Below are 16,671 nucleotides of genomic sequence, written 5' to 3' on the forward strand. Positions count from 1 at the left end.
CCTCACATGTTCTGGTCTTTGACCACGCCGCCATCGGTCGTCGCCATATCGCTTGTGATCTGGTTGAAGTGATACAGCTTGCCGCCTTGGGATTTCACGAACTGCTCAGCATCGCTTTCCTTGGCGAACGAAGCGAAGGTCTGACCCATCGCGCCAGCCTTTTTGGAGCCGACTACGTAGGTCGCCTGGGTCGCGTCGATCCAGTGGCCCTCCGGGTGATCCCAGTCGGCCGTGGCCATGTCCTGCACGTACATCGCGCTAACCTTGCGGTCGTGCTCCGGACGCAGATAGACCGAAAAGAGCCCGAGCGTGTCGCAGAAGAAGTCCGCATGTCCGTCCGCATAGAGCATCTGGGCCTTCGGTCCCGGATATTCTTTGAGGCTCATTCCGTCGAGTACGCTGACCGTCGAATCGGTAATCTCATGCGGCGCGGGCAGCGCGCCGGATTCGTTGTGGCATCCGGCAGCAAGGCCGAAGGCAAGCACCGTGACCGCAAGCGCGGCGATGCTCTTCAAGGTATGGTGCTTCATCGATTGAATCTCCAGGCAGCAAGGCCGAGCGGCGCCGCAATCCAGGCGAGCATCACTGGGCCGAGAACAAACGGTTGTGCAAGCGCAGCCGGAAACACGCTTACGAGGCCATACATCGTGCGCAAATCGCCGGGACCGAAGATGTTCAGGATCCGGAAGATGTCGGCGGGGTTGAGCATGAGCAGCACCGGAAACAGCGATCCGAGCACCGCACCGCCGGTCAGCACGAGCGCGCCGAGCAACATGAGGTCGTACACGAGCACGAAGAAAAACCACAGTGCGATCGCAACGCCGCTTGCCGAGGTCCGGCTTGCGCAAAATACCGATGCGGTGACCGCGAGGCTCAGGAATACCCAGCCGAGCAGCACTGCGCTGATAACAAAGCCCGCGTACTGAAACCAGTCAGCGTTGGGCGCACGCACGGCGATCACGATGCCGGCGAGACCGAAGCCGGCAAGCGTCGCGCAGCTCAGCGCCGCTGCGAGGCCCACGTACTTGCCGAGCAACAGTTCGACACGCGTGACCGGATACGACAACAACAGGTTCAGGGTGCCGCGCTCACGCTCGCCAACGATTGCATCGAAACCGAGAATCAGCGCGATCAGCGGAAGCAGATAGATCGTGAGGCTGACGAGGCTCGCGATCAGTGCCTCGACGCCGTGAAAGCCGACGGCGCCCTGCGTAGCCGCTCCGAAGTAGGACGTCGCGAGCGTAAAAACGCCAAACACCAGCGACACCGCAAGCACCCAGCGGTTACGGATGCGATCGCGGAATTCCTTGCCTGCGATCACTCGGATCTGGGTCCATGACGAGAAAATGGCCAGGCTCATGCGTCAACCCCCATACAGCCCAGGAACACATCTTCGAGCGACGGCTCCTGGATTTGCAGATCCGCGATATGGCCGGACAGCGGCGACAGCGCTGCAATGGCCGACATTTTTGCTTCGCGCGGACATTCGAATACGATGTGGCGACCGCGGATCGTCAGCTTTTCGAACGGTTTGCTCTTCAATGCGTCCACGAGCGCACGCGTATCGTCCGAATGCGCGACGACTTCCATGGAGAGCGGCAGATTCGCCTCGCCGCGCAGTGCCGGCACGCTGCCGACCGCGCGGATTCGCCCGCCTTGCAGGATCGCCAGACGGTCCACGCGCTGCTGGATCTCGGCAAGAATGTGCGAGGTGATGACGATCGTCGCGCCTGCTTCCTGACGCGTCTTCAGGATTTGATAGAACTCGCGGATGCCCTCTGGATCGAGGCCATTCGTCGGCTCGTCGAGAAACAGCAGTGCAGGATTGCCGAGCAGCGCTTGCGCGAAACCAAGTCGCTGCTTCATCCCTTTCGAGTATTCGCGCACCTTACGACCCGCAGCGCCGCTGAGGCCGACCTGTTCGAGCAGCGGCATGCACTCTGCCGTGTCGGTACCCTTGAGCCGCGCGAAAAAGCGCAGGGTTTCGACGCCGGTCAGGTTGTCGTAAAGCACGATGTTTTCGGGCAGGTATCCAATCCTGCGTTTGACCGCACGAAAACGCGAACCGCCGACAACTTCACCATCGACCTGCACGCGTCCAGCGTCGGCGTGAAGAAGGCCGAGCATCAGCTGGAACAGCGTGCTCTTGCCCGCACCGTTGCGGCCAATCAGGCCAAACATTTCACCTTTGCGAACCGCAAGGTCGACACCCTGGAGCGCCAGCAGTGCGCCGTACGATTTTGCAACGCCAGTAAGTTCAATCATGTTGCCTCCCGACCCATTGCGACCAAGCCGTGTGGGACGGCTGCATGCGCGGCGCGCTGTCGACCACACTCGGCACGGCCACAAGCGGGAATTGTTGAGCGATCAGGCGCAGCGACTGCACGGCGGGGCTGTTCATCAGCACGCTCACCGCCGGCACGCGCCAGGTCAGCCGGTCGACGAGATCGTTCGCGGTATAAGGAATGTCGCCGATGCCGCGGCCGCGCTTGTCCCAGCCGTAATAGTTGCTCCAGTAGTTGCCGGTCCACGCGACGTCATTCGCCGCGACGTAACGGATCTGCTCCTGGTTACGGATGAAGTCGTTGCCGCTTACATTGTTCTCGTACGACCCGCCCCACAGATGCACGCCGACTTTGTTGTCCACAACGAGGTTGCCGCGCAACGTGTTGTATTCAGCGTCGTAAATGAACAAGCCGCGCTGGTTTCCGGCGACGACATTGTTTTCGATGACCGAATCCTGCAGCGTGCGCAGCATGATTCCGTGGTCGGTGTTACCCCACACGCGATTGTTCTTCACGACCTGGTTGCGCGACTCCATGATCGCGAGGCCACCCCGGTTGTGATACACCTCGTTGCCGTCCCATACGTTGTAATACGAATTCATGTAATGCGTTCCGTAGCGGACGTTGTGAATCGAATTACCTTTGAAGAGCGCGTGCTGCGACACATCGACATAAATGCCGTCACGCGAATAGCTGATGGAGTTGCTGACGATCTGGGCGCCAGTCGTGTTGTAAAGCTCGATGCCGTTGCCGCGATCCGGAGAACGAAGGTCTCGTTTGCCGACGATAACGTTGTCGAGCACGCGCACGTCTGCTGAGTGTTCGATCCAGAGTCCGAACAGGTTGTAGACGAGCTCGCAATGGTCAATCTGGGCACGGTCGGCGCCGGGTTGCACATAGATACCGGCGTTCTGCGCGGTCAGGTTGGCACCGCTGTTCACGACCGCGAAACCGCTGATGGTCACGTCCGGCGCCGTAATGCGGATGACGTCGCCTGTGTTGTGTCCGTCGATCATCGGCAGGTCTTTGCCGCGCAGTGTGAGCGGCTTGCCGATCTTGAGATTCTCCGCGTAGCGTCCGCCAGAGACGACGATGGTGTCGCCAGGCTTGGCCGCATCGATCGCTGCACCAATCCGCTCACCGGGATGCACGGTGAGTGTGGCGGCGGCGGCAGCGCGTACGAGCAGCATTGCAAGCGCGGGCACCACGACTAGTCGGAACTGCAGCATTCTGAACTACCGGCGAAAGGTGTATTTCAATGTTCAAACGAGGCCGGTCGGGCGGGCCAGGGCATACACCATTTCCCTGGCCCGCCAGCGCCTCAACAACTGCGTTGACGCGTTACGCCTCCACGATCATCCGCGAGCGCATTTCAAGGTGCAGCGCGTGGCAGAAGTTCGTGCAGTAGCACCAGTACACGCCCGGCTTGTCAGCGATAAACGTGACCGACTGGGTTTGTTGCGGGTGCACGACGAAGTTGACGTTGTGGAACGGGATTGCGAAGCCGTGCGTCAAGTCTTCGACCTTATCCAGGTTCGTCAGGATGATCGTGACTTCGTCGCCCTTCTTCACCGTCCACTCACGCAGACCGAACGTCGGTGCCTGCGACGTCAGATGGACCGTCACCTTCTTGCCGTTACGCTCGACGCGGCAGTCCTTCGGGCTCTTGACGGCCAGAGGGAACTCGTTGAGGTCATAGATCTGACGCGTCTTGATGATGTCGCGGCGAACCATGATCGTGTCGTGCGGTTCCGGATACATCGGATGGTCGCCCACGAGCTTCATCTTGTCGCCGCTGATGTCGATCAGCTGACCGTTTTCCGGATGCAGCGGGCCGACCGGCAGATAACGGTCCTTCGAGAACTTGTTGTCCGAAACGAAGTACTGACCGTCCGGCTGATTCGTTTCGCCCATCGACGTGAAGCCGTGACCCGGCTGGTAGTGCACGTCGATACGGTCAACGACCACCTTCGCGTCCTTGTCGCCCTTGTACGCCTTCATCGCCGCGTCGAGATCCCACTTGACGATCTGGCTGTCGAGGAACAGCGTGGTATAGACGAAGCCCTTGCCGTCGAAGCCCGTGTGCAGCGGTCCGAGACCGATTTCCGGCTCGGCGACGACTGCATCGCGCGGCTCTTTCAGACCACCGTCGAACCACTTGAGCATCAGTTCGTGCGAGATCACCGTGGCCGTCGGGGACAGCTTGCCGGCGCAGGCGTAGTACTTGCCATCCGGCGAGATGTTCACGCCGTGCGGGTTCTTCGGAACCGGAACGTAGGCGGTGAGCGCGGTCTTCGGGTCGGGGTTGCCGGCCTTCGTGCCGTCCACAACCGGCACCTTCGAATCGCCGACGTGGAAGAACTTGCCGTTCTTGACCGCTGCTTCGATGCGCGCGATGTTGAAGAACACGCAAGCGTCGCGTTCCGCCGACATCATGTCTTCGTAGTGGACGCCGCCTTCCGTGTTGTACTGATTCGAGCAGGCGAGCTTGCCGTCATACGAGGTGGCGACGAGGTCCATGTTGCCGTCGACGCGAACTTGCCAGCGCGGCTGCATCGTTTCAGCGTCGATACAGGTGAACAGGCAGCCGTACTTCGTCGGATCGTTGAGATCGTGGCCGTTGTTCGGGAGCGGAATATGGAATTCGTTACCGCAGAACACGCGCGTCGTGTAGTTGATCTTGTCGTCAACCGGGTCACGCTTGTCCGGGAAAATGCCATGGAAACCCTGCACGTTCGGCAGCGTCGTCATCGCATCACATTCCATCGTGTCGAGACGCACACGCGCGATACGCGCATTGATCTTGTCGTTGACGAAAATGTATTTGCCGTTGTACAGGCCGTCCGTGTACGACATGTGCACGTGGTGCGTGTCGCCGGTCATGTAGTTCAGCTGACCGTTCGGACGCGTGCCGATGATCTTCCGCGATTCGTTCGTGATGCCCCAGCCCGACATACAGTCGATGTTGAACACCGGAATCTTGCGGATTTCGCGGCCCGACGGGAAGCCGATGACGCGCAGGTCGCCCGAGTGCCCGCCGCTCGAAAAGCCGTAGTACGTATCGAGCTTGCCGGGATGCACTTCGTACTTATCCCAGTTGATGGAGGAGTCAGCGCTCGCGCCGCTTGCGCCGCTGCCGGCATTGGCCGGCGCAGCGGCCGCGGTGTCGCCGCTGCCCTTGTTGCAGGCCGCCAGACCCAGTGAAAGGCTCGCGCCCGCCAGACCCGCAACCGCGGAAGAAGCGAGGAATCGACGACGCCCCGGGATTGCTGCCTTTTCAGATTCTTCTTTTGAGAATGTCATAACGCTCTCACTCATCAATTCGTTTCAACTTCGACCTATCGTCTCGACACCAGAGAAGAAGGATTTCTCAGCGTCGAGGTACCTATCCACACTCCAAACCTATGCAGATTGATAACTCTGTTTCGTTACCCTCCCTTGCAAGTAAGGGCCATCGTTATCCCATTAACGGGCGGAAGAATATCTTGCAGGCACGTAGTGTGGCGTAGCGACCGTCGACACGACTTGACTTATCTTAATAAAAGATGCGCCTTAGATGCGACATTTATGAGCCCTGTGGCGATCCGTCGCGACACCCATCCAACAGTGCGTCAATCCGCCCAGATTGATGTGAATCAAACGGGTGTATAACCATCCCGAAAATCGTAACGACGAGTCAGAGCAGCGAATCAGATTGCCAGTCTGCCGAGCGTAAAACTGTCTGGAGTATTGGCAAATTGTTCACTCACCGAAGAATCCTCCTGATCTCGCTGGCCGTATTTTTTGCCATCTCCGCCGGACTCTGGGCAACGCTCCGGGCGCCGGCGGTCTACGTTCAAGGCACTTACGTTTTTGGCACTCGCGTGCAGTTGGCGCTCTATGGCGTACCGCTCGATCAGGCGCAGCAGGACACCAACGCGGTCTTCGCGCACTTCCAGACCATGCATCGCCAGATGCACGCGTGGCAGCCCTCGGAGGTCACCCGGCTCAACCACAGCATCGCGATGGGTGAGCCATTCCAGGCGTCGGCGGACCTGGCGCAGATACTTCGCGCGGCGCGGCAGCTGTCACTCGATACAAACGGATTGTTCGATCCCGGTATCGGCAAGCTCATTCGGCTGTGGGGATTTCAGGCCGATCAATTCGACGTGAAGCCGCCGTCGCGCGACGCGGTGCAGCGCGTGTCGGCCCGTCACGCCAGCATCGCGGACCTCGATATCTCGCCGTCCGGTGTCATCAGAAGTGCAAACCGTGATGTCGCGATCGATTTCGGCGGATACGCAAAGGGTTGGTCTCTCGATGACGCCGCCGCGATACTGAAACAGCGCGGTGTGGAAAATGCATTGATCGACGTGGGCGGCAACCTGCTCGCGCTCGGAAGCAAGGGCGGAACGCCCTGGCAAGTCGGCATCCAGGACCCGCGCAAGCCGGGTTCACTCGCGACGCTCGACCTGCGCGACGGCGAAGCGATCGGCACGAGCGGCGACTACGAACGATTCTTCGAGTCCAATGGTGTGCGCTATTGCCACATCCTCGATCCGCGCACTGGTTTTCCCGCCACGCAGAGCGAGTCGGTCACGGTGCTCGTCAAGCCCGGTCCGCATGCGGGTGCCTTGTCCGATGGCGCAAGCAAGCCACCGTTCATAGCCGGTTCTGCGGCGGCGATGTCGCTTGCGCACAAGATCGGCGTCGAGGCAGTGCTGATGGTCGACTCTCAGGGGCGCGTGTGGGCGTCCGCGCCAATGATGGCGCGAGTGCATTTCGCGGATCCATCGCTGCGCCCCACGCTACTCAATTGAACGGTCAGTATCTCCACCATGGCGGACGCACCCAGCATCGACCTGCGCAACGTGAGCTTCAGCCGCGGCGATCGCGCCATTCTCAACGACGTCAGCATGACGGTCGGGAGCGCCGGACTCGTGGGGATCGTTGGATTTAACGGCGCGGGCAAAACAACGCTGCTCTCGCTTCTGGCCACGCTCGCCGCACCGGACAGTGGGAGCATCTTCATCGACGGTATCGACGCCATCGCAACGCCAGCGCAAGTGCGTTCGAAGATCGGTGTCGTGTTTCAGGAATCCGCGCTGGAACCGCGTCTGAGCGCACACGACAATTTGCGTTTCATCGCGCAATGCCAGGGATTGAGGGGCCGGACTGCGCGGCAGCGCGTCGATGAGTTGCTGACGTCACTCGGGCTCGAAGCGCTCGCGGCAACACGGGTTCAGTGCCTCTCCGGCGGCCAGCGCCGTCGACTGGAACTCGCGCGCGCACTTATCGCGCGGCCGCGTGTGCTGTTGCTCGACGAACCTACGCTTGGCCTCGATGCCTCCGCACGACATGCTTTCTGGTCCGAAATCAGAACGCTCGTCGGCGACGGCCATACCGTCCTGTGCTCGACACACCATGCCGACGAGGCAAGCGACGCAGATCGCGTCATCGTGATGCATCAGGGAAGCGTGCTCGCGGATGGCCCGTGGCGGACACTGTGCGCCAATATTCCCGGCACGATCCGGCTGGACGTGCCCAACAGCGAAGACGCGCGCCGCTGGCTTGGCGATGAAGGGTATGCAGCAACCGTCCGCGAAGATGGCGTCGAGATTTCGGTCGCTAACCCGCAGGCCGCACTGCCCGCACTGCTGCAACGCATACCGTGCAGCGTCTCCCGCGCGGAAGTCGACTCGCCCAGGCTCACGGACATCGTCGAACACTGGAGCCGTGTGCGCCATAGCGAACCACGCCGCGCAATCCGCATGACCCACGCGACTGGAAGGGCATACGCATGAGCAACGTGCTCGCGATCGTGTGGTTCGACCTGAAGCGGTTCTGGGCGTCGCCGTTGCGGATCGCGTTCGGCCTCACGCAACCGCTGCTGTATCTGTTCGTTCTGGGCGCCGCGCTCAGGAGCGGCACATACGCGGAGGTCAGCGGCTATCAGGCGTACATCTTTCCGGGCGTGGTCGGCCTTTCGTTGATGTTCACGGCCATCTCAGCCGCAGTCGGCATCGTGCACGACCGGCAAACCGGTCTTTTAAACGCTCTGCTCGTCTCACCGGTGAGGCGCTCCGAGATCGCGGCTGGCAAGATCGGCGCCGGTGCGGTCGTCGCGTGGGTGCAAAGCATGCTGCTGCTCCCCTTTTCGCCGACGGTCGGCATCGGTGTAACTTTTCCGCACCTCGTCCTCCTTGTCATGGCAATGGCGCTTGCCTCACTCGCCTTCTCGGCACTCGGCCTCGCGCTCGCGCTGCCGTTCCAGTCGGTGATCGTATTTCCAGTCGTGTCGAATACGCTGCTGCTGCCCATGTTTTTCCTTTCGGGCGCGCTCTACCCACTCGATCTCGCGCCCGACTGGATCCGGCTTGCCGCCGTATTCGACCCCGCCGCTTATGCCGTCGATTTGATGCGCGGGGTTTTAACAACGCAGTTCGTAGTCCCGCCGGCACGCTCAGTGGCAACACTCGCGGCCTGTCTGATCGCGGCGGGCTGGCTCGTCGTGCGCAGGATCAGTCGGCGCAATGCGTAATCGTGTGAATTAAAGGAGAGTTTCCATGGGTGAATTCAGTATCTGGCACTGGCTTATCGTCTTGTTGATCGTGGCGCTGGTGTTCGGCACGAAGAAGCTACGCAATATAGGCGGCGATCTTGGCGGCGCTGTGAAGAGCTTCAAGGACGGAATGCGCGAGGGTGAGGCGCCGGCGCAGCACGGCGAACTGGTGCACGCCGATGTCGTCGATGTCAACGCGAAAGAAGCGGTGCGCAGCGCGCAGTAATGTCGATGATGCGTGACGCGCGCGAGCGTGGACGGATTTCGTGCTATCGCGCGTGTGGACTATAAAATCCGCGCGTTTGGGTAGCGCAGCACGTGACGCCTTTTGTTCACCACGGGAAGCTCAGTCAGCAAACCGGGGGAAGGCAAATGCTTGCCGCATCTACGGCGCTGGTGTCCCATGCTTCATCCCCTGCGTCCGCGTCGATCGAGAATATCCCGCCGAAACGGCGAGTGTTGAACCGCTCGCCAACAATCATCGCGTGCATGCTCTATGGCGCGACCTGCGGCTTGAGGCTGACCATCGCACTGCTGACGGGCGGCAACACGGCGAGCACGCGCCAGGACGCGCGTTGTCCGGCTTCGATGCGCTCTGACGTCGTGAGGATTATGGCGTGCGGACTTCCGCCTGTGACGTGCTTCCCGAATCAGGCTGCCACAACTTGCCACGCTCGCGGGTCGTCCGCCCGCGAGTGACGACGGGCTCTGCATTCGTTGGCGGCATAAGCGCTTCTGGTTATATCGAACGCTACTCCAGCCACGATCGCTATCGCGGCAAAACCTCTAGAAGTAGTGACGGAAGCCCACTGTCGCGCCGAACTGTGTAGTGCTGATGGTCGGCGCCTGCCCGTTGACGCCCACGAGCTGCGCGCCCACGAGGCCGTCGCGGTAGACCGCATAGTCGACTTCCGCGTACAGCATGGAGCGCTTCGACAGACTGTAGCCGGCGATCGCCTGGAATTGCCGCGCGTGGCCGTCGAAGTCCGACGTATAGCCGGACTGCGTGGTCCACCAGGTGTTGATCGCGGCGGTCAGCGTCGGCGAGATTTTGTAGGTGAGTCCAAACAGCCCCATTTTTCGCTTGTTGAATCCACCAGGCTGCGTCGGATCGACGACCTGTATCGGCGAGATGATGCCGAGCCCCGCGAGATCGATCGGGCTGAACGGACCGTTCGAGAACGAAGTGAAGTTGTTGTCGCGTGCGTTCTCGATATAGCCGGCGTTGAAGGTTGCATTGCCGAGCGTCACCGAACCGCCGACGGTGTAGATGTCGAACTTTGCATGGCTGTTGTCGTCCCAACTGCGCAGGAACGACGCGCCGAACGTGAACGGTCCCTTGTCGGGTGCATAGGCGACGCCCGCGCCTGTCTGGCTGCCCTGCGTGCCGCTGCCCGCGTGCCCGCCGAGCGCGTATTGGGCGAGCACGTAAAGGTCGCCGAACTGCGCGCCATACTGGACCATGTTGCTCGTGCGCGCGGCTGCCAGCATGGTCATTTCCGGTTTGAACAGGTTGAAGTACGGATCCTGCGGACCGGCCCACAGATTCGATCCATACGCGAGCGACACCGTCTCGAACGCGACGTTGTACTGCCGACCGAGCATCAGTTCGCCGAACTTCTGTGACACAAGTCCCACATAGGCAACCTGGAAGAAGTTGTCCGAACCCGCCGGTACGATGCTGCCGGTGTTCGGCCCGAAGTGGCTCTCGAGCTGGAACTGGACCTGCAGGTCGGTATCGATCTGCTCCTGGCCCTTGAGACCCCAGTAGCTCTCAGTCAGTCCGCCCCCGTCGGTCATCGACACCTTCCTGCCCGTCGACACCGGCATGCCGTCTGGCCCGTAGCTCACGCCGTGCGTTTCATAGCGAATGCCTGCGTCGAGCACGCCATACAGCGTGACGCTGCTTTGTGCGTGTGCTGTTACACCGGCGAGTGTCATCGCCGCGCAGCACGCCACCCGGATACTTTCTTTTCGTTTATTCATTTTGGTCTCCGAAATATAAAGTTCTTGTTATGGAAAAGAGCTTCTTTACCCCCAACTCACGCCGTCGCTCCAGACTGCGTCGCCGCCAGCGTGTCAGGTCACGCCACGCGCGGCAGTCACGACACGCTGGCTATGCATGGATCGCTCGAAGCAACCGTAAATCAGCAGCGAGCAGGATTTCGCATGGCCCCTCCCGGCAGCGCGACGCTTGACCGATCTGATCCGGACGGTTCGTCATATCTTGAGGATGCCCTATGCTGCGGCGGACACCCGTCGCTCGCGCATCCTTCGCAGCGGCAGTGTGGCGAGCACGGCGAAGACGATGCTTGCGAGCGGCACGGCCGTTGCGTTGTCGCCCTGCACGAGGAGCGACGCCGCGAGCGGTCCGAACGCGCTGCCGATCAACTGCGCGGCGGGAACGAGACTCGCCAGACGGCCACTCGGGTCGGCCTGGAACGCGAGCGCGACATGAAACGGCAGCGCGAAAAGCCAGACGAAACCGAACAGCAGGCTGGCGACGCCAAACGTCAGTGCGTGTCCCGCCGACATCCAGTGCACCGTCGTCAAGGCGGCGATGAATATGAGGGAGGCGCAGAACAGCACCGGCCTCGCTCCGACGCGGCGAGCAAGCAGCGACGCCGCGGTGCCGCCCAGGACCTGCGCCGCCAATACGCCTGAAATCAAGGTCTGGGACGAGCGGCCATCCAGCCCGGCGACCTTGCCCAAGGGTTCCATATAGGCCCAGAAGGCACCCACCGCCGCGAGTTGCAGGAATGCGACGAAGAGCGGCAGCAACAGGGCTGGAAACCAGCGGAAGTCCCCTGTGGAACCGGACGCGAGCGGGGGCAACGTGGCGGGCTGGACAAACGCCAGGCCGCAGGTCAGCAGCGATAGTCCGGCCAGCGTCTCGAAACCGCCTTGCCAACCCGCGCGCGGGATGACGAGGTTGGCAAGGACCGCACCGACCAGCGCCTGAGCGAGGGTCTGCACGACGAAGAAGATCGCGGCGACGCGGGTTGGATTGGCGCTGCGCACCACCACGCCAGTGGTGCCCCAGACCAGCAAACCTTCCGCCAGGCCAGCGCACGCACGCACGGTGAGCATCGGACCGTCACCCGAAGCGTGCGTCGTCAGCAGATCGAACGCGGCGCTCGACAAGCCCGCAACAATCGCAACTCGTCTTAGCCACCGCACTGGCACGAGCAGATCGCCGAGCGCCACGCCGAGGCCGAGCGTCACGATCTCGCCCATCGCCACGAGACCCACACCCTCGAGCGTCACGCGCTTCGCGTCGACCAGTTCACCCAGCAGGATCGGCTGGATCCCGATCATCAGAAGCGCAATGGTTCCGATCGCAAGCGCGGCGCTCACTTGCACCGCGGAAAATCCGCTTGCGGTATTTGTCGTTTTCATGTGGTCTCCCCTTCGTTTTTGGTGCCCTCAATAACTCCGACTTTCCTCCGGCAGCATTCCCTGCTGGATGCGCTCCATCGCACGTCGCTCGTCCTTCATCAGACGTCCATTCGCTACGGTGCGCACGAGCCATGGCAACTGCTTCACGCGTGAGCCGGCTGCCATGGCGAGCACAAACGCCTTGGCGCATTTCTCGAACAGTTCGGCATTCAGCGCAAGGCGGGACGCTGTCATGCCCAGACAGACCGGGTCCCCTTGCGCGATTAGCGCATTGGTCCCGCCGCCCAGCGCCCGCTTGACCTCGCGAACGTGCCCGACGGCGGGACACATGCGACCGAGATGACGTACCTGCTCATCGAATACGCCCGGCATCGCGTCGCCCGAGTGAGCCAGCAAGCGGCCGAACGTCCCGCCGCCGACGCCGATCGCGCCCACGTCTTTTCGCGCGGCATAGATCGCAAAATGAAGATCGCTGCCGGGAACCGCCGTGGCCGTATCGTCCACGGCTATCCTGCGGGGTGCGTTGTCGGTAGCGGCACCGAACCACATGGTGTTCGTCCCCGGGATTCGCAGTGAAAGGCTCGCGTGCGACAGTCCCAGCAACTGTTTCGCGACAAGACGGTCGCGCGTCTGTACCCACTGTGCCTCGATCATCTGTTCGATCGACATGATTCAAACCAGCCTGAAAACGTCTTCGAAGCGGTTCAGCGCGTCGTCGACGACCTCGTCGGTATCCGCGAAACTGGTGTAGATCCGGCTTCCGGCGAGCGTGATCAAACCGTGTGCCGTATAGGCCGCGCCCATCTCCTCCATCATGGTTTTGCGCGCCCTGGCTTCATTTTTCACACGCAGCAGCTTGACGATGTTGCTCGTATCCAGCAGGAGCACGCCCGATGTCTGCAGGTGCACGATGGAGCCCATGTTGTACGTCACGTAGGGCAGCCCGAGGCGTTCGATGATTTCAGCGAGACCCTGGCACAGGCGCTCGCCTGCACGCCCGGCGACGCCGGCCGCATTCACGCGTTGCGCCTCGAGCAGCGCGTGGTAGCCCGCAGCACACGAGAGCGGATTCGCCGACAGCGTGCCGCCGACGAATGCACGGCGCGACGTAGTGCCGATTCCGCCGACCAGCAGCATCATCACTTCTTTGCGCCCACCGATCGCGCCCGCCATCGGATAGCCGCCGGTCAGGCACTTGCCGAGCACGGTCAGATCGGGGGTCACGCCGAAGTAGGCTTGCGCGCCGCCCATTCCGGCGCGAAAGCCGGTGACCACCTCGTCGAAAATCAGCAGCGCGCCGAATTCATCGCACAGTGCGCGGACCTGGCGGTTGTAGTCGCGATGCACGGGCCGCGTTCCGCTTTCCGGCCCGAACGGCTCGACCAGCACGGCGGCCGTCCCGCCACGCAGGCGATTGAGTTGAAGCTTGCGGCGCAGCGCGTCGAGATCGTTGGGATGGCACTCCTGGGTGTGGGCCGTCGCGCCGCGCGGAATGCCCACCGCCTCCATGCGGCCCGTTCCGGGCAAGCGCATGCCGAACACCAGTTGATCGCTCCAGCCGTGGTACGCGCCGCCGATTTTGACGACCCATTTTTTCCGGGTGTAGGCGCGGGCGAGACGAACCGCCCCCATCACGGCTTCCGTGCCGGAACCCAGTAACCGCACCATCTCGACGCCCGGCATGGACTGGCACACCAGTTCCGCGAGCTTCACCTCATATTCGTGCAGCAGACCGGTGACCGGGCCGCACGTGTCCAGCACTTCGTTCACTTTCTGCCGCACGGTCGGATGATTGGAGCCAAGGAGCGTCGGCCCGCCCGCCTGGAGGAAGTCGATATAGCGATTTCCGTCCACGTCCGTCATGTGTGCCCCTTCGGCCTGTGCGATAGCAAGGGGAAACGGATGATTGAATGCGAGGTTGTGCTGGACGCCGCCGGGAATGACGGTTTTTGCTTCGTCCGCCAACTGTTTCGAACGCCTGCAACGCTCATTGAAGTAACGCGTCACCTGGTCCATCGCGTCGGCCCGGATGGGCCGCATCGGTTGCCGGACTAGCGCGTCGAACCGGCGGTACAGGTTATCCACGTCGGGCCACGTCGGGATCGCAGGTAAAGCGGCGTTGGCGTCGGCGGCTGCGTTGCCGGACGAATGGGCGATGACGGTGTTACTCATAACGTGTCGGTCCGATCGAATGGAGATGTTTCTGCGAGCGCGCTCGCCACTTGCAGCAAGATGGTCCGCTGTTTGGGTTCGCGCGCGGCGCGCGCCTCGATCATGTGCATCAGATGCATGCGAGTCAGGGTCTCGAGATGTTCGACCGCTTCGACGGCGGCAGTCGGACTCGCCCCGCAGCACAGCACGCCATGGTTCAACATCAAGTACGCCTGAATGTCTTCGCGCAGTGCGCGGGCCAGCTTTGACGACAACCACGCGCTACCCGAAGGCGCGTAGCCGATCACCGGAACCTGCGATCCAAGCGATCGGCGCAGGGGACCTTCCGGCACGTCCAGCGGCTTCCCCAGCAACGCACATGCGCTCGCCACGGGCTGATGCGTGTGAATGCTGCACTGAACGTCGGCGCGAGCGCGCAGCACGCGCGCGTGCAGACCGCTTTCCACCGACGGGGCCCGCTTGCCTTCCATAGGCTTCAGATCGTCGAGGCGCAGCACGCAGACGTCGGCGGCGCTCATCGTGGCGTAGTCCGTCGCCGACGGGGTCACGGCGAACCGGTCCGTGCCGATCCGGATGGCGATGTTGCCGCCCGTGCCCGCAAGGTAGCCGCGACGCGAAAGTTCGTTGCAGAGTTCGACTACGGCCTGGCGTACGTGGAAGGTGCTCATGCGGTCGTCACCGTGGGTGCGTTCAGGCGGCGATAGAGGGGCGCGAGGTGTGCGCGCACTTCCTTGAAGGCCTCGAACTTGTCGCCGTACAAGCGCCGCAGGGCGGTTGCCGGTTCATACGTGCGCCGAATCCTGCGTAACGCGGAAAGGTCGCTGAAACGCAACGCGCCCAACGCCACACCGGCGATGAACGCCGCTCCGGTCGCGTTGGCCTGGATCGGCCTCGCGAGTTGACGAACCGGTTGTCCGGTCACGTCCGCAATAATCTGGCACCACACGTCGGATTGCGCTCCCCCGCCCACGGCTGTGATGGTTCCGGCGTCGCGGCCCAGAAAGCGTGCGAAGGGTTCGAGCATCCAGCGCGTGTTCAGCGCAACGCCTTCAAGGAACGCCCGGAAGATGTCCTCGCGCGAGTGCTCGAGCGACAGGTTGATCAGCCCCGCGCGCAGGCACGGATCGTCGACCGGCGTGCGCTCGCCTTGCAGCCACGGGGTGTAGATCAGCCCACGCGCGCCAGCGGGTACGCGCGCCGCGATCTGGTTCAACACCTCGTACACGGCCGGGTGCTCTTCGTCGCTCGCGAGTTCGTCCGGGTGATAGAGGATGCGCTCGCGCAGGAACGTAAGATTCGCGCCCGCGGTCGATTGCAGCGCCATCGCGAGGTAGCGTCCATCGCGCGCGCAGGGCACCGCGGCGATCTTGTTCCGGACGTCGGTCTTCATCGACGGAACATGCGCTCCGAGCCACGACGACGTGCCGAGATACAGATGGGTCTCGAAGTCGTCGACGGCCGCGCCGACCGCGACTGCCGAGTTGTCTACGGCGCCGGCCACGACGACGGTCCCGGCATCGAGCCCGAGTGCGGCCGCGACATCCGGCAAAAGCGTTCCGATAACATCAGTAGAACGTACTATTTCCGGCAGTTTGTCCGGATCGATACGCAGCATGCGCAACAGGCCGTCATCGTACTTCACATGATCGACGTCCCGATTGTCCGTGACCCACGTGGTCAGGATCGAATCCCGGGTCGTGCAGAACCGGCCGGTCAGCCGCAGGTTCATGAAGTCCAGGACGTTCAGGAACTTGTAGGTTCGGTCGTACCGTTCCGGTTCTTGGTCGCGCAGCCAGGCGATGTGCCCGGCGCTGTCCCGCCCGGAGAGCGACGGTGCGCCGCCGGTCAGGCGCAGCCAGCGCCAGAGTTTCAACGGGCCATAGCCCTCGATGTTAGGCCCGCGTCCGCGCACACGCCGCGCCATCGGCGCCGCGCCGCGCGAGTCGAGCCAGGTCATTGCGGGGCCGATGCTTCGGTGATCGCGGTCCACGCAAACCGTTCCTTCCGATTGCGTCGAACAGCACACGGCCAGCACGCGGCGACGCAATCCGGCTTCCGTGGCGAACAGTTCGTTAGCGCTTTCCAGAAAGGCCGCCCACCACGCGTTCGGGTCCTGCTCGGCCGCGCCCGCCTCGACATGCAACGGCACGGAGCGAAACGACCATCCATGCACGTCTCCGTCAAGGTCGACCAACGCACATTTGCAGCCGGACGTTCCCAGATCGACGGCCAGCACCAACCCGCTTTTAGCTTCCATTCGTATTGTCTCGATCA

15 protein-coding genes are annotated in these 16,671 nt (G+C 62.3%); 4 read left to right on the plus strand and 11 right to left on the minus strand.

Annotated features, from left to right (window positions below):
• Nucleotides 1-2 precede the first annotated feature (2 nt).
• From L0U80_RS23895 to nosZ, 5 genes are all read right to left on the minus strand, one after another.
• Nucleotides 3-530, minus strand: a complete 528-nt coding sequence (locus L0U80_RS23895; protein ID WP_308444884.1) for a nitrous oxide reductase accessory protein NosL — start codon at nucleotides 528-530, stop codon at nucleotides 3-5.
• Nucleotides 527-1,360 carry an ABC transporter permease gene (locus L0U80_RS23900; protein WP_233871209.1) on the minus strand — a complete coding sequence of 278 codons (834 nt, stop codon included), beginning with the start codon at nucleotides 1,358-1,360 and terminating at the stop codon, nucleotides 527-529. The genes L0U80_RS23895 and L0U80_RS23900 overlap by 4 nt, the downstream gene beginning before the upstream one ends.
• Nucleotides 1,357-2,265, minus strand: coding sequence for an ABC transporter ATP-binding protein (locus L0U80_RS23905; protein WP_233871212.1), 909 nt, complete (start codon nucleotides 2,263-2,265; stop codon nucleotides 1,357-1,359). Before L0U80_RS23905 ends, L0U80_RS23900 begins: the two co-directional genes overlap by 4 nt.
• Entirely contained in the window at nucleotides 2,258-3,514 is a 1,257-nt protein-coding gene (locus L0U80_RS23910; RefSeq protein WP_233871215.1) for a nitrous oxide reductase family maturation protein NosD, read from the minus strand. Before L0U80_RS23910 ends, L0U80_RS23905 begins: the two co-directional genes overlap by 8 nt.
• A 112-nt stretch (nucleotides 3,515-3,626) precedes the next feature.
• Entirely contained in the window at nucleotides 3,627-5,588 is a 1,962-nt protein-coding gene (nosZ, locus tag L0U80_RS23915) for a TAT-dependent nitrous-oxide reductase (protein WP_233871217.1), read from the minus strand.
• Between the two features lie 452 nt (nucleotides 5,589-6,040).
• Between nosZ and L0U80_RS23920 the strand changes: the two genes are divergently transcribed.
• Genes L0U80_RS23920 through tatA form a run of 4 tightly spaced genes read left to right on the plus strand, consistent with a single transcriptional unit; the run spans nucleotide 6,041 to nucleotide 9,052 of the window.
• Nucleotides 6,041-7,084, plus strand: coding sequence for an FAD:protein FMN transferase (locus L0U80_RS23920; RefSeq protein ID WP_373322278.1), 1,044 nt, complete (start codon nucleotides 6,041-6,043; stop codon nucleotides 7,082-7,084).
• Between the two features lie 18 nt (nucleotides 7,085-7,102).
• The gene (gene ccmA / locus L0U80_RS23925) at nucleotides 7,103-8,068 is read left to right on the plus strand and encodes a heme ABC exporter ATP-binding protein CcmA (protein ID WP_233871223.1); all 966 of its coding nucleotides are present in this window, start codon (nucleotides 7,103-7,105) and stop codon (nucleotides 8,066-8,068) included.
• On the plus strand, nucleotides 8,065-8,805 hold the full coding sequence (locus L0U80_RS23930) for an ABC transporter permease (RefSeq protein ID WP_233871227.1): 741 nt from the start codon (nucleotides 8,065-8,067) through the stop codon (nucleotides 8,803-8,805). Before ccmA ends, L0U80_RS23930 begins: the two co-directional genes overlap by 4 nt.
• Nucleotides 8,806-8,830: 25 nt before the next feature.
• Nucleotides 8,831-9,052: a Sec-independent protein translocase subunit TatA gene (tatA, locus tag L0U80_RS23935; RefSeq protein ID WP_233871229.1), complete on the plus strand. Its 222-nt coding sequence runs from the start codon at nucleotides 8,831-8,833 to the stop codon at nucleotides 9,050-9,052.
• A 560-nt stretch (nucleotides 9,053-9,612) separates the two neighbouring features.
• Here the strand turns inward: tatA and L0U80_RS23940 are convergent.
• The 6 genes from L0U80_RS23940 to L0U80_RS23965 form a co-directional block, all read right to left on the minus strand.
• Nucleotides 9,613-10,812: a porin gene (locus L0U80_RS23940; protein WP_233871232.1), complete on the minus strand. Its 1,200-nt coding sequence runs from the start codon at nucleotides 10,810-10,812 to the stop codon at nucleotides 9,613-9,615.
• A gap of 252 nt (nucleotides 10,813-11,064) precedes the next feature.
• Complete coding sequence (locus tag L0U80_RS23945; RefSeq protein WP_233871235.1) at nucleotides 11,065-12,225, minus strand: MFS transporter; 1,161 nt, start codon at nucleotides 12,223-12,225, stop codon at nucleotides 11,065-11,067.
• A 27-nt stretch (nucleotides 12,226-12,252) separates the two neighbouring features.
• The gene (locus L0U80_RS23950; RefSeq protein WP_233871238.1) at nucleotides 12,253-12,894 is read right to left on the minus strand and encodes a hypothetical protein; all 642 of its coding nucleotides are present in this window, start codon (nucleotides 12,892-12,894) and stop codon (nucleotides 12,253-12,255) included.
• Nucleotides 12,895-12,897: 3 nt separating this feature from the next.
• On the minus strand, nucleotides 12,898-14,397 hold the full coding sequence (locus L0U80_RS23955; protein ID WP_233871241.1) for an aspartate aminotransferase family protein: 1,500 nt from the start codon (nucleotides 14,395-14,397) through the stop codon (nucleotides 12,898-12,900).
• The gene (locus L0U80_RS23960; RefSeq protein ID WP_233871244.1) at nucleotides 14,394-15,065 is read right to left on the minus strand and encodes a class II aldolase/adducin family protein; all 672 of its coding nucleotides are present in this window, start codon (nucleotides 15,063-15,065) and stop codon (nucleotides 14,394-14,396) included. The genes L0U80_RS23955 and L0U80_RS23960 overlap by 4 nt, the downstream gene beginning before the upstream one ends.
• On the minus strand, nucleotides 15,062-16,654 hold the full coding sequence (locus tag L0U80_RS23965) for a xylulokinase (RefSeq protein WP_233871247.1): 1,593 nt from the start codon (nucleotides 16,652-16,654) through the stop codon (nucleotides 15,062-15,064). The genes L0U80_RS23960 and L0U80_RS23965 overlap by 4 nt, the downstream gene beginning before the upstream one ends.
• Nucleotides 16,655-16,671: the final 17 nt, after the last annotated feature.

Origin of the sequence: Paraburkholderia adhaesiva (assembly GCF_021390575.1) — a bacterium.
GTDB lineage: Bacteria > Pseudomonadota > Gammaproteobacteria > Burkholderiales > Burkholderiaceae > Paraburkholderia > Paraburkholderia adhaesiva.

Excerpts from the sequence above, each read along its gene's own strand:
- L0U80_RS23895 (WP_308444884.1), bottom strand. The coding sequence starts at position 530 with ATGAAGCACCATACCTTGAAGAGCATCGCCGCGCTTGCGGTCACGGTG.
- L0U80_RS23900 (WP_233871209.1), bottom strand. The coding sequence starts at position 1,360 with ATGAGCCTGGCCATTTTCTCGTCATGGACCCAGATCCGAGTGATCGCA.
- L0U80_RS23905 (WP_233871212.1), bottom strand. The coding sequence starts at position 2,265 with ATGATTGAACTTACTGGCGTTGCAAAATCGTACGGCGCACTGCTGGCG.
- L0U80_RS23910 (WP_233871215.1), bottom strand. The coding sequence starts at position 3,514 with ATGCTGCAGTTCCGACTAGTCGTGGTGCCCGCGCTTGCAATGCTGCTC.
- nosZ (WP_233871217.1), bottom strand. The coding sequence starts at position 5,588 with ATGACATTCTCAAAAGAAGAATCTGAAAAGGCAGCAATCCCGGGGCGT.
- ccmA (WP_233871223.1), top strand. The coding sequence starts at position 7,103 with ATGGCGGACGCACCCAGCATCGACCTGCGCAACGTGAGCTTCAGCCGC.
- L0U80_RS23930 (WP_233871227.1), top strand. The coding sequence starts at position 8,065 with ATGAGCAACGTGCTCGCGATCGTGTGGTTCGACCTGAAGCGGTTCTGG.
- tatA (WP_233871229.1), top strand. The coding sequence starts at position 8,831 with ATGGGTGAATTCAGTATCTGGCACTGGCTTATCGTCTTGTTGATCGTG.
- L0U80_RS23940 (WP_233871232.1), bottom strand. The coding sequence starts at position 10,812 with ATGAATAAACGAAAAGAAAGTATCCGGGTGGCGTGCTGCGCGGCGATG.
- L0U80_RS23945 (WP_233871235.1), bottom strand. The coding sequence starts at position 12,225 with ATGAAAACGACAAATACCGCAAGCGGATTTTCCGCGGTGCAAGTGAGC.
- L0U80_RS23950 (WP_233871238.1), bottom strand. The coding sequence starts at position 12,894 with ATGTCGATCGAACAGATGATCGAGGCACAGTGGGTACAGACGCGCGAC.
- L0U80_RS23955 (WP_233871241.1), bottom strand. The coding sequence starts at position 14,397 with ATGAGTAACACCGTCATCGCCCATTCGTCCGGCAACGCAGCCGCCGAC.
- L0U80_RS23960 (WP_233871244.1), bottom strand. The coding sequence starts at position 15,065 with ATGAGCACCTTCCACGTACGCCAGGCCGTAGTCGAACTCTGCAACGAA.
- L0U80_RS23965 (WP_233871247.1), bottom strand. The coding sequence starts at position 16,654 with ATGGAAGCTAAAAGCGGGTTGGTGCTGGCCGTCGATCTGGGAACGTCC.